A 13202-nucleotide genomic window follows, 5' to 3' on the forward strand; every position below is an offset into this window, starting at 1 on the left:
CCGGCGGGCTTCTGCCAAGGGTGGGACGATGGGCCGGTCCTCCCTCAGGGCAGGAAGCGCATCAACTCCGCCATGACATCGTCCGGCCGTTCCTCCTGAAGGTTGTGGCCGCAATCGAGGGCCCGCCCCGACACGTGCTCCGCCTTTTCGCGCCAGACCTCCAGCACGTCGTAGGTCCTGCCCACGACGCCCCTGGCCCCCCACAGGGCGAGGAGGGGCGCGGCGATCCGCTTGTCCGAATCGGCAGCATCGTGGTCGAGGTCGATGCCCGCTGCGGCCCGGTAATCCTCGCAGATGGCGTGCCGGCAGGCCGGGTCGGAATAACAGCGGAGATATTCGGCGAAGAGGTCCGGCGGCGTCGATCCCGGCGTCTTCGACTGGTTCTCGATGTGATGGCGCAGGAAATATTCCGGATCGGCGCCGATCAGCTTCTCCGGCAAAGGGGCCGGTTGGATGAAGAAGAACCACCAGAAGTAGCTCGTGGCGAGGTTCTTGTCGGTCCGGGCGTAGACCGTGGCCGTGGGAGCGATGTCCATCACCACGATGCGCTCCACCGCCCGCGGGTGATCCAGGGCGAGGCGGTGCGCCACCCGACCACCCCGGTCGTGCCCGACGACGGCGAAGCGATCGTGGCCGAGGGCGCGCATCACCGCGACGGCGTCCGCTGCCATGGCGCGCTTGGCATAGGCCTCGTGCCGCTCGCCGCCCTCCGGCTTGCCGGAATCGCCGTAGCCCCGCAGATCCATCGCGACCACCCTGCGACCCTGCGCGAGGCGGGGGGCGACGTGAAGCCACGTCGAGAGCGTCTGCGGATGGCCGTGCAGGAGGAGGACCGGTGGTCCGGAACCAGCGGAACGGGCATGGATGACGACACCCGGGGCGGTCTCGATCCGGTGGTGGGCGAAACCGGGGAGGAAGTCGGCGGCCATGCGGTTCCTTCGAGCGATCGGCCGGGAGGCGGGATGAGCGTTGTAAGACGATTGCCGGCCGGGGAAAGCGGAGCCGTGCGTGCGCGCCCCGGCGGGATGCATCCCTCCCCTCATAAAGACTGCGAAACGGTTTCCCGCGGGCCTGCTAGAAGGCTTCGGTAAGCCGCCGCTGCGATGAAAGCGGGCCGCCCGCACGAATGCGATGACCGACAACACCCTGCGCCCGAGCCAGCTCGATCCGCTCTTTGCCCCGGCCCGGTCCCTGCCCGGCGTCGGGCCGAAGGTCGCGCCCCTCATCGAGAAGCTCCTCGGTACGCCGGAGCGGGAGGCGCGGATTGTGGACCTGCTGTTCCACCTGCCCCAGGGCGGCGTGGCGCGACGCCTCGTGGGGTCCGTCGCCGAGGCGCCGGCGGGTGAGCCCGTGACGCTCGGCGTGACCGTAGTGGCGCATCGGCCGCCGACGCCGGGCGCCGGCCGGCGCCCGCACCGGGTCGTGGCGGAGGACGCGACCGGAGACATCACCCTCGTCTTCTTCGGCATGCCCCGGGCGCGGATCGAGAAGATGCTACCCCTGGGGGCGCACCGGTACGTGTCCGGCAAGATCGACCTGTGGGACGGGACGCGCCAGATGGTGCACCCCTCGCGGGTCCTCGACGAGGCCGGGCTCGCTGACCTGCCGGCGGTGGAGCCCGTCTATGGCGCCACGGAAGGGCTGACCTCCCGGGCGATCAACAAGCTCGCCGTCGCCGCCCTCGAACGGCTCGCGCCCCTCCCCGAATGGCAGGACCCGGCCTGGCTCGCCAAGAACCGCTTCCCGGCCTTCGCCGACGCCCTGCGCACCGAGCACCGCCCGGAGGAGGCGCCGCCCCGCCAAGCGGACCCACTTCAGCCCGTTCCGGCGACGCCATCCCGGCGGCGGCTGGCCTATGACGAGATCCTGGCGTCGCAGCTCGCCCTCGCCCTCACCCGCGCCCGCCAGCGGCGGAAGGCGGGGCGGGTGAATGCCGGTGACGGAATCCTCGCGGCACGGATCGCGGAGGGCCTGCCCTTCGCCCTCACGGGGGCACAGGCCAGGGCCGTCGCGGAGATCCGCGCGGACCTCGCGGCTCCCCGGCGGATGCTCCGCCTGCTCCAGGGCGATGTCGGTTCCGGCAAGACGGCGGTCGCCCTCCTCGCCATGGCCTCGGCCGTCGAGGCCGGGCGGCAGGCCGCCCTCATGGCGCCAACGGAGATCCTGGCCCGCCAGCATTTCGAGCGCCTCGTACCCCTCGCAGGAGCCCTGCGCCTGCGCCTCATGACCGGCCGCGACCGGGCGTCCGAACGCCGGGCGACGCTGGCCGACCTCGCGGCTGGGGAGATCGATATCCTCGTCGGTACCCATGCCCTGTTCCAGGAGGCGGTGACCTTCCACGATCTCGGCCTTGCCGTCGTGGACGAGCAGCATCGCTTCGGCGTCCACCAGCGCCTCGCCCTCGGGGCCAAGGGCGAGGCCGTGGACTTCCTGGTGATGACGGCGACGCCGATCCCCCGCACCCTGGCGCTGACGTTCTTCGGCGACATGGACGTCTCAGTCCTCGACGAGAAGCCCGCGGGGCGGCAGCCGATCCGCACGGTCACGATGTCCACCGATCGCCTCGACGAGGTGGTCGCCGGGCTGGGCCGGGCCATGGCGCAGGGGGAGCGGGTCTACTGGATCTGTCCCTTGGTCGAGGAATCCGAGTTCGTCGATCTCGCGGCGGCGGCCGAGCGGTTCGAGGACCTGCGGCAGCATTTCGGAGACGCGGTCGGGCTGATCCATGGCAAGATGCCGGGGCCGGAGAAGGACGCCGCCATGGCCCGCTTCGCGGCTGGCGAGACCACGCTCCTCGTCTCGACCACGGTGGTGGAGGTGGGCGTCGATGTCCCCGAGGCCACGATCATGGTCGTGGAGCATGCCGAACGCTTCGGCCTCGCGCAGCTTCACCAGCTTAGGGGCCGGGTCGGACGCGGTGCCAAGGCGTCCTCCTGCCTTTTGCTCTATCGTGGTCCCCTGGGGCAGGTCTCGCGGGCTCGCCTGGAAATGATGCGCGAGACCGAGGATGGTTTCCGCATCGCCGAGGCCGACCTCAAGCTCCGCGGCGAGGGTGAGGTGCTCGGCACCCGGCAATCGGGCCTTGCGGCCTTCCGACTCGCCCGGATCGAGAGCGACGGCGACCTGCTGGAGGTCGCCCGGGACGATGCGCGGCTCATCGTGGAGCGCGACCCGCGTCTCGAAAGCCCCCGGGGACAGGCCCTCCGGGTGCTGCTCTACCTGTTCGAGCGGGAGGCGGCGATCCGGCTGATCGGCGCTGGCTGAACGGCGTCGTTCAGGAAAGCGACAGGAACGGAGCCGCGGCGAAAAATTCCTGCCTGACTCGGCATTGCGCCGCAGGAACTTGAAAATAAACATCAATACAGTGACTTAGCGGGACGGGCTACGCTAAATCCCAGCGGCCGGACAGACGTCCGGTAGGCTAAGACCTTGCATCGGACACAATCGTCCCTTAACTGCAGATGAACGAATGGCCCGGTACGCCGGGCTGTCACGGATGAATCTGGAGGACGGACATGTCGAACGGACTGTTCCAGCACCTGCCGGGCTCTCACGAGATGGCCGGCCACTTCGCGCTCCCCAACGAGCCGTGGCTGATGCCGATCTCCGATCGAGAGACCGCGGCAAACCGGACTGCGGACGAGCTTCAGGCTGCCGTGAAGCGGGCGTCGCGCCCGTTCTGGATCGCCGCCAATGGCCTTTGCGTGGCGCTGGGTCTTGCGCTGACGATCCAAGCGAGCACGGGCTGGATGACCCCGGCGCAGCACTCGACCGTCTCGGTGGCGCAGGCGACCCCGCCGACCATCGCACCGCAGACGGCATCGCTGCAGCGCTGACAACCAAAGATCTTCAAACCGCCCCGGTGCCAGCCGCCGGGGCGGTTTTTTGTTGGCCCGGCGATCGGTCTCAATGCCGCTGCTGGCCCCTTCCCCCACCGGATCGCCCGTTTCGACGTCATCACGAGCGCAGCGAAGGAATCCTGCGTGGCACTGCGGTGGGATGCGGCCCGCTTCTCTGCGCTCTGATCGGCGAAATGTGAGCGCGGCTCACACGCTCTCTGGCGCGGGCTCCCGTGATTCGGGGGCGTGGGCGGCGCGCAGGTTCGCCGCCATGGCGTGCAGGCGGTGCTGCGCATCCTCGGGCTGGATCACCCCGGCGGACATCACGAGCTTGGCGGCATCGTCCACGCTGATCGGCACTTCGACCACCTCCGAGCGGGGCAGGTAGAAGAAGAAGCCCGTCGTCGGATTCGGCGCGCAGGGCAGGAACACCCCGACCAGTTCGCCCTCCCCGATCCCCCGGCCCTGCAGCGCGCCTTCCACCTCCGGCGCGGCCGGCGCCGACAGGAAGACGACGGACCACGTCCCCTTCACCGGAAACTCCACCAGCCCGACCGTGCGGAACGAGGTGCCGTTCGCCGAGAACAGGGTCTCGAAGATCTGCCGCAAGCCCTTGTAGAGGCCGGAGATGACCGGGGTACGGGCCAGCAGCACCTCTCCGAACTCGATGATCGAACGGCCGACGAGGTTGGCCGTGAGGAAGCCGAGGAGGGTCACCGCCACGAAGGCGATGACGAGGCCGATGCCGGGGATCGAGAACGGCAGGTAATGGTCCGGCAGGTAGCTCGCCGGAATGAGCGGTTTCACGAAGGAATCGATCAGCGCGATGATCCACCACGTGATGTAGGCGGTGATGGCGAGGGGACCGGCGACGATGATGCCGGTGAGAAAATAGGTCCGCAGCCGCCCGCGGGCACTCACGCGCCGCTTCGGCGCGTTCGGATCGATGTCCGGAGACGGGATCGGGGGGAGACTCGACGCCACAACGGCCCTCTCGGACGCAGGCTGCCGGTCATGCCGGCCAAGCGGTGGCGGGTGCGCACCGGGCGGAGAGGTAGCCGTTGCGTCCGCCGCGCTCAAGGGCCGGCGCCCCCCTGCCGCAGGAGCAGGATGAATGCCGCCCCGGCGATCGCCGGATTTTTCGTTGGACGACGCAAGGGAGTGCGGGCCGACCGGGCCGATCCCGAATCCAGATCGATGGTTGTGGACGGCAACGGCGATGATCTGTTCCCTGGAATTGATCTAATTAGTCTTTGTTGTCTTTGTGAAACATGCTCCGGCAATGATCGGAAACACAGATATAAAAGCCGTTGCTGAGTTGATCCTTCGGAGGTTGCGGACGAAGACGCGAGACGGCGCGAGTGTCGCGCCGGAAGGTGTTTTCCAGAGCCATGACCGACCGCAGACGAATCCCCGCTCCCGTCGGGACCAGGGTTCCGCAGGCAATGGTACGCCTGACCCCTGTCGGGATCGCCCTGACCCTGGGGTGCCTCACCCCCGCTCGCGCCGAGCCGGCGCCGAACGAGGTCGTGCTGGAGGAGTTGAGCGTCGTGGGCCAGGGCACGGCGAGCGAGACCGCCACCGGCCCGGTGAGTGGCTACCGCGCGACACGGTCGGCCACCAGCACCAAGACCGACACGGCGCTGCGCGACTCGCCCCAGACGATCAACGTCGTGCCCCGGCAGGTGATCAGCGATCAGCAGGACCTGCGGCTCACCGATGCGGTGACCAATGCCAGCAACGTCACGCCGGGCAGCACGGTGCAAGGGCGCTCGCAGAACTACATCATCCGTGGCTTCAGCACACAGATCTTCGCCGTCGATGGTGTCCTCATCAACCCGGCCATCGCGTTCTATCCCGTGGAGCGCGACCTTGCGAATGCCGAGCGGGTGGAAGTCATCAAGGGCCCGGCCTCGGTGCTGTTCGGCCGGGGCGACCCGGGCGGCGTCGTGAACATCGTCACCCGACGGCCGACCCTGGAACCCTCAGGAGAAATGACGGTGCTCGGTGGAGGCTTCGGCCTCCGGCGGGTGCAGGGCTCGGTGTCGAGCGCGCTCCTCGGATCCGACACCCTCGCGGGCCGGATCAGTTTCGCCGCGCAGGAAGACCCGACCTTCCGCAACTTCGGCGACAACACCAACTCCCGGTACTTCGTCGCCCCGGCCTTCAGCTGGACGCCCAGCCCCGACACCCGGGTCTACGTGAATTCCGAGTTCTCGAAGCAGTACAGCCAGTACGACGAGGGACTCACCGCCTTCCGCGGAAGGGTGCCCCTCGACAAGATCAGCCGGTACTACGGCACGCCGTGGTCGCGGTACTATGGCGAGATCAACGCGACGACCATTCGCGTCGAGCACGACGTCAACGAGAACCTCACCCTGCGGCAGATCGTGAACGGCCAATGGGGGGTGTTCCACGTCTTCGCTTCCCGCAACACCGGGGTGAATGCCGCGGGCACCACCGTCGCCCGCCGGGAATCGACCGTCGATTCGACCTTCGCGGCGGTGGACACCCAGAGCGAAGCGGTGCTCAAGTTCGACACGTTCGGCCTCGCCCACACGGCGCTGCTGGGGTTCGAGTACACGAACGGGTTCCGCCACCCCTATTCGCTGCAGGGTGTGCTGCCCTCGACGAGCTTCCTGAACCCGGTCCTCTCCGGCGTCTCGCCGGTGGGCCTCACCCTCCAGCAGGATCTGAAGCAGAAGCTCGAACTGTTCGGCTTCTACCTGCAAGACCAGATCGTGCTGACGCCCGAGCTTCAACTCGTTCTGGGTGCCCGGTTCGATACCGGCACTCAACTCTACGCGAATCGGCAACCGGGGACCCGGGCTCTGTCCCCGGAGCAGGAGTTATTCGGCGCGTCGCCCCGGGTGGGATTGATCTACCGGCCCTTCGAGCCGCTGACCCTCTACGCGAGCTACGCCACCTCCTTCGCGCCGCAGACCGCCAACGTTCTCAACGTCAGCAATCCGCGGCCGGAAACGGGTGAGCAGGTCGAGGTTGGGACCCGCATCGATCTGCTGCCGACCCTGACCCTGTCGGTGGCGGCCTTCCGTATCACCCGTGACAACGTCGCCGCCAGCGATCCGGTCAACACCGGCTTCTCCGTCATCACGGGACAGCAGCGGTCGCAGGGGTTCGAGGCGGACCTCGCGGGCGAGATCCTGCCCGGCTGGAACGTGATCGGCGGCGTCGGCTTCCTCGACGCACGGATCACCGAGGATCGGATCTTCCCCATCGGCAATCGCCTCGTCGGCGTGCCGAACGTCAGCGGCAGCCTCTGGACGACCTACGAGTTCCGGGAAGGATGGCTGCGTGGCCTGGGGCTCGGTGCCGGCGTCACCTATGTCGGTCAACGCTTCGGCGACCTCACCAACAGCTACATGGTGGGCGCCTACGCCCGGGTCGATGCCGCCGCGTGGTACGACTTCGACGAGCGCTGGAGGCTCTCCGTCAACCTGCGCAACCTGACCGATGCCCGCTACATCGAGCAGCCGTTCAACCAGTTCAATAATGCGCCTGGTGCGCCGTTCTCGGTTCTGGCCGCGATCCGCGCGCGCCTGTGATTCACTCAGCGGCGGAGGGCAACATTGGCTGTCGGGCGGTTCGACGACCGGCGGCCTTGCGGCGGAGGAGATAGAGGACCAGCCCCGTCGCCGCGAAACCCGGCATGGCCAGGGCCGCAAGGCAGAACAACAGCGCGAAGACCGGGCCGAAGAACCGGCCCCGGTGCACTTCCAGCATGTTGCCCGCGATGCGCTTGCCCAGGGGCTGGTTGGCCGCACGCTCGGCCGAGATGAGCGCGCCGGTGGACCCATCGTAACGGGCTTCGTTGCGCGCGGCGGGCCGGTCGTCGTCGCGGGTGAACCAGCGGATGCGGACCGGTGCGCGTCCGTCCTCGGGCAGGAGGATCAGGGCCCGGGCATAGTCGGGGCCCTCCCCCGTCCGGAAAGCGTTCCATGCCGCATCGATGCTCGCTGCGCCCGATGACGGATCGCCTGGGCTCCGGACACCCTTGCGCGACGCCTTCATCGTCTCCGCGGGCGGCCCGACGAGCAGGCGGTTCGTCACGTCCTTGAACCCATCATAGGACCATGTGAGCCCGGACAGGGCGATGACGCCATAGATCGGCAGCAACCATGTCCCAGCCACCGCATGCAGGGACCACCACCACGCCCGCCCGGGGCGCGACAGGCTCGGGCGCAGCCAGATCCGCACCCGGTGCACCTTCGGCCAGCGCAGCACCATCCCGCTCACGACGAAAAACAGCAGCGCGATGGCGCAGGCCCCCGTGATCTGCCGGCCCCAACCGCCGCCCTCCCCCGGCAGGAGCAGGAAGCGATGGAAGTCGAGGATCGTGGCGAAAGTCGCCTCCCCTCGCACCGGACCGAGGATGGTGCCGTCATAGGGGTCGGCGAACACCGAACCCGGCCGCCCGCCCGCCGCCTTGTCCCGGGCGAAACGGACATTCACGCTGGCCGCGGGGTCGCCCTTCAGTGTCAGGCGTGCGACTCGTTTGCCGGGCTCCTGTTCCTCGATGCGCCCGATCAGCGTCGAGAGGGCGAGCGGAGGCATCTCCCGGACCTGCACCACCTGACGGTCGGAATTGGCCCAGTTGGTGAGCGCCTCTTCGTAGCTGAGAAGCGCCCCCGTCACTCCCATCACCGCCAGGATCAGCCCCGCCGTGAGGCCGAGCGCCCAGTGCAGGCGGAACACAATCGCTCGGGCAGGCGGCATGAAAGCTCTCCGGCCCGCCGGCCGGGGAACTCAGCGTGGCGTCGACAGGCCGAACGGCATTAGGCGACGCCACGGGCGCGATCAAGCATCTCCCGCAAGCACAAGACCGCCCGGATCCAAGATCACCTTCAGTTTTTAATCGCTCTGATTCCAAATTCGACAGTGAAACCGGATTCAGCGCATCGCGGAGAGAATTCCCAGATCACCGCGAGGTGTGACAGTGGTGCAGCAGGCCAACCCTTGTTCCCCCAATGCGGAGATCAATGGTTTTCAGCGGTGTCACGGTAATGCTTCGCGGAGTGTACGCCGATGTCGCCTCAATCCCTCCTTTGCTCCGTCAGGGCATGGCCGACAGATTGCACCCTGGAACACAGTCATTCGCAATGAGCGTAACGCATTGAAACAAAATGCAACACGAAAGATCGTCAGCTGTCGCAACTGCCATTTAGCAATCGGTGTTTCTCGCTTACTTATAAGGAGGTACAGACCGATGCGAATGAAGTTGATCGGCGCAGCTCTTTTGGCGCTCGGCACCGTCATTGCGACGGCGGGAACGGCGGAGGCCCGCGATGGATGCGGTCTTGGCTTTCACCGGAACTTCTACGGCTATTGCCGGCCGAATGGCTTTTATCGTCCTTATGTGGTGAGGCCGATTTATTACGGATATGGCTGGCATCGTCATTGGGGTTGGCATCGACCCTGGGGCTGGCACCGCCATGTCGGCTGGCATGGCGGATGGCATCGTGGCTGGCGCCGCTGGTGACGTTGACACCCGCCCAGTCTAACGGTCGGCTGAGATCTCGTTTTCTCGCCTTGTGATAAAGATCGAAACATCCGGGCCGCGTGTGGACGCGGCTCGGATGTGTTCTTTGAACCGAATTCGCTGCAAGCATATCGATAGCGCGGGTCTCATCATTCTAAGTTAACCTATGAATCCAATCACGAAGCTTATATCCGAATATTGATTAGGATGTAATCAAATATAAGAAAAAGACATATTGACCATTTCGAGCGGGTCAGATCGCATTATTATCGAAAATAGCAGCACCTGCGGGTCAGATTTTATGATCTGAATATTTCCGAGGCGATAATATCCGCCGCATCGGCCTTAAAACCGAGAGTAGTAATAAATAAGTTGCACACAATTCCAAGACGATAGATTCAAGATAAAAGACATGTATAGCAGGATCTCCATCTTGACTCATGGTGTGTACGGTGCAACGAACACATCCGTTCAGGCATTAGGAATCGTTTCTGTAGATGGATCGCGGGAACATCCATTTGCCTAGAGGGGGTCCAAGATGTCGGAAACAAGTAACGCACAGTCATACCGCTTTCGTTCGAATGATTATTCATCAATCGAGAGCAGATCGAATTCGGCGCTTGTCTTTGGAAGAGCTGTCAAAGGCCGTGTCTTAGGGGTGCCGGAAGACAACGATACGGAGTTCAGCCTGTCGGATTCCGATTCGATTCTCAGACTCCGGGATGGCTCTTCGGGAGCGTCGTTTGGGTCCTTAATTGGTTCGCTGGCTGCTCAGGCAGTTCGCCTTGGGGCGGTTGCGGCGCCGGTCGGCGATCACACCTACGGCTCCTTGGAGTTCCATACCACGGGTCTGTTCAGCTCGGCGATCCAGTGGATAAAGGCCAAGCTCTTCACACCGGCCGTGCCGCACGATCAAAGGAATCTCGTCACGCTGTTCGGCTCGGCGACGACTGAACATCAGATGCTTGCGAAGTACAACGGCGCAGGCGTTCACGTGGGTATATACGACGATGGGATCGATAAGTCCGTCTCTGCTTTGATGACTCACTATGACGCCTCGCGTGAGTTGATTATCAACGGCGTGAAGGCCGATCCTGGTGTCCTGGCGGGCAATGGCCAGGGCGTGCATGGGACGGCGACCAGCGGCATCATCGCGGCCGACCCGACGAAGACGGGCGGTGAAGTTACGGGGATCGCCAACGGAGCATTCCTGACAGCCGTCAACGTCTTCGATGGCCCCGCCTCATTCTTCAACCTCTATCTCGAAGCCGTCAGACAGATGGCGAACTTTGATGTCACGAGCAACTCGTACGGCGCTGTCTATAAGTGGTCGAAGGGCATCACCGCTCCGTATAGCTATGCGCAAGCGCTTGCTGACGGCCTCAACTACGCGGGTTCGGTCGGCCGCGGCGGCTTGGGGACGGTGATCGTCTTCGCTGCGGGCAACGATTGGCTGTACGATCATCGCGACGCGAACACAGACGGCCTGCTGGCCGACCGCCACGTGGTCACCGTGGGCGCGATCGCGAGCGATTATGATGTTTCAAATTATGCGACGCGGGGTGCGGCCATCCTGACATCCGCTCCGAGCAGTGGATCGAGCTTGAAGATCACGACGACCGATCGTACCGGTGCAGCGGGATACAGCAGCGGAACCATCACGGACACATTCGGTGGCACATCGGCGGCGGCCCCCGAAGTCGCTGCAGTCGTCGCCGACATGTTGGGCGCCAACGGAAAGCTTGGTGCCAGGGATGTTCAGTCCATCCTTGCTCTTGCGTCACACGACAACGAGCTGCCTTTCTTCGCAAAATGGGCCACGGGCAACATGGCCTATGGGTGGACTGTCAACCATGCGGGCACCTTCAATGGTGGCGGATATCATTTCTCGAACGACGAAGGTTTCGGAGAACTCAATGCGCACGACGCGATCCGGGAAGCTGTCGTATGGAACTACATGAATCCGGTTGCCCAGACGTTTAATAATGAGACACATCTGTCGGCGGTCGCTGCAGGTAGCGTCGTTCCTGCGACGCGTGGAGGGGCGACCTTCGTCTTCAATATCTCAGGCGCAGAGAACGTTGAGAACGCCGATCTGACCCTCGATTTGTCATCGGCCAACCTCAACAATCTAAAGGTCGTGCTGACCAGTGGGTCGGGAACGCAGTCGATCATCCTCGACAGTTCAGTGACGATCAAGGGTGATCTTTTTAACTCTCAGCCCGATGGCGTGAAGATCTCGCTCGCATCACATGCCTTCCTGGGCGAGGCGGCACAGGGGACTTGGACTGCACAGGTTTTCGATCCCGTCAGCGGCGACAACGTGAAGATTAACTCGGCTACGCTAGACCTTTATGGGTCGGCGCCAACTCAGTCGCATGTGTTTCATTACACAGATGAAGCGTTCAAAATGGACGTGAGTGACTGGTCGCGCTTCACGTTGCACGACCGGTGGGGCGTCGATAGCTGGATCGACACGGCGATGATGACCGGAAACGAATCCATCGACCTTCATACGGGGAGTGCCTCGTATGAGAACAGCATACCGTTTACGTGGATCGGTTCGGACACCATCATCAACAAGGTTGCCCTCGGTGATGGGGCCTGCACGGTTCGCTGCAACGACAATGGCGACATGGTCGTAGCCGGCAACGGCCCGGCCTGGATCACCGGTGGGCGTGGCAACGATACCTTCGTGGCCGGTTCCGGTTCGGAAACGATCAGCAGTGGTGGCGGGTACGACAACTTCGTGTTCGATCACCGTGGTTTCGGCACCGCGACGATCACGGATTTCACGCAAGGCCTCGATCACATTGATATGCGCGGGCTCGGAATCGACTTCAGCAATCTCAAGATCTACGATAACGGGTCGACGATCTGGATCTCAAACTTCGACGCTCAGAACGATTCGGTCGTCCTGACGAACACCCATCAGCAGCACCTGTCGGCGCACGACTTCCTCTTCGCCTGATGTATTCAAGGACAGCGCGCTGGCTAGCGTGCTGTCCTTTCACGAACTCTCACAAACCCGTGCTGTGTCCCCCAAGGGCATGGCGCGGGTTTTCTCTTGTGGCTCCTGGGACTCGTCAGGCTGCGATCCCATTGTGAAATCGGCTGGCTCGCATTGAGAGCTAGCATCGGACCGGCGAGGGTGAAGAGATCACAGGCAAGGGCGAAGGGTGAGCCGACGACAAGGTTGTGCCCGGCCCAAGCGAGGGAGGCGCCGATGAAGTTGACGCGCATCGCCCCCGCGTCGCTTTGAAACCGCGCGCGGATCGCGCAGACGCGCCGGTCCCAGCAAAGGCCGAGGGCCATCCCGCCCAGGTCGCGGTGGTTAAAGCGCGGACCGCACCCGCGCTGGTGGTGAAGAAGGCCGCGAACCACGCCAGTCGCTGGACGGCGCCTCCTAAGCGCGCCGAAGTGAGGCTCTGCGGCACCGACAAGGTGCTCATCACGGCCCCGGTCGAGGTGCCCATGCGCCAATAATCGACGCCGAAACATGCGGCGCAGGCCGCCGACATGAGATGGATCGCCGAGCGTTCCGCCATGATTTCGGACAAGAATTTGAGTCAAAGGCAGAGGGCGCACAGAATGTGATACCGCTCTAAGAGTGCGGACATCTGGTCTATCGTCGTCATGGCTGAGATGGTATCAAAACAATCTCGCGCCTGACATTTCCAACACTATCATTTCAGCGCTAAGGTCGGATGGTAAGCGCTTCATTAACGTCCCCATCCAGGTCCGAACGGTTCGAGTCAGTGCGCGAATCGGGCGGACGCGTGTCCTTCAAGGCACGCCGGGCGCTGTTCTTCTCCGCGATGAGGGGCCTTCGCTTCCCTGGCAAGGGAAGTCGGAAGGCGCCG

The 13202-nt window shown here is 64.5% G+C and carries 8 protein-coding genes; 5 read left to right on the top strand and 3 right to left on the bottom strand.

Features of this window, described 5'->3' with window-relative positions; genetic code table 11:
* Positions 1 to 44: 44 nt before the first annotated feature.
* Entirely contained in the window at positions 45 to 929 is an 885-nt protein-coding gene (locus MFF22_RS05465) for an alpha/beta fold hydrolase (protein ID WP_238247961.1), read from the bottom strand.
* A 202-nt stretch (positions 930 to 1131) separates the two neighbouring features.
* Here MFF22_RS05465 and recG point away from each other — a divergent pair, with 202 nt between their 5' ends.
* The gene (gene recG / locus MFF22_RS05470; RefSeq protein WP_238247962.1) at positions 1132 to 3264 is read left to right on the top strand and encodes an ATP-dependent DNA helicase RecG; all 2133 of its coding nucleotides are present in this window, start codon (positions 1132 to 1134) and stop codon (positions 3262 to 3264) included.
* A 251-nt stretch (positions 3265 to 3515) separates the two neighbouring features.
* Positions 3516 to 3836 carry a hypothetical protein gene (locus MFF22_RS05475; protein WP_238247963.1) on the top strand — a complete coding sequence of 107 codons (321 nt, stop codon included), beginning with the start codon at positions 3516 to 3518 and terminating at the stop codon, positions 3834 to 3836.
* Positions 3837 to 4046: 210 nt separating this feature from the next.
* On the opposite strand, the gene MFF22_RS05480 is transcribed toward MFF22_RS05475, so the two are convergent.
* Complete coding sequence (locus tag MFF22_RS05480) at positions 4047 to 4823, bottom strand: DUF502 domain-containing protein (RefSeq protein ID WP_238247964.1); 777 nt, start codon at positions 4821 to 4823, stop codon at positions 4047 to 4049.
* A 461-nt stretch (positions 4824 to 5284) separates the two neighbouring features.
* Here MFF22_RS05480 and MFF22_RS05485 point away from each other — a divergent pair, with 461 nt between their 5' ends.
* A complete protein-coding gene (locus tag MFF22_RS05485) occupies positions 5285 to 7405 on the top strand; it encodes a TonB-dependent siderophore receptor (protein ID WP_238247965.1) in 2121 nt (706 codons plus the stop codon).
* Between the two features lies 1 nt (position 7406).
* Here MFF22_RS05485 and MFF22_RS05490 read toward each other — a convergent pair whose 3' ends face one another.
* Entirely contained in the window at positions 7407 to 8576 is a 1170-nt protein-coding gene (locus MFF22_RS05490; protein WP_238247966.1) for a PepSY-associated TM helix domain-containing protein, read from the bottom strand.
* 490 nt (positions 8577 to 9066) lie between these two features.
* On the opposite strand from MFF22_RS05490, the gene MFF22_RS05495 reads away from it, so the two are divergent.
* Positions 9067 to 9339, top strand: a complete 273-nt coding sequence (locus tag MFF22_RS05495; RefSeq protein WP_370877553.1) for a GCG_CRPN prefix-to-repeats domain-containing protein — start codon at positions 9067 to 9069, stop codon at positions 9337 to 9339.
* A gap of 658 nt (positions 9340 to 9997) precedes the next feature.
* Positions 9998 to 12310, top strand: coding sequence for a S8 family serine peptidase (locus MFF22_RS05500; protein WP_238247967.1), 2313 nt, complete (start codon positions 9998 to 10000; stop codon positions 12308 to 12310).
* Positions 12311 to 13202: the final 892 nt, after the last annotated feature.

This window comes from Methylobacterium persicinum, from assembly GCF_022179525.1.
GTDB classification, from domain to species: domain Bacteria; phylum Pseudomonadota; class Alphaproteobacteria; order Rhizobiales; family Beijerinckiaceae; genus Methylobacterium; species Methylobacterium persicinum.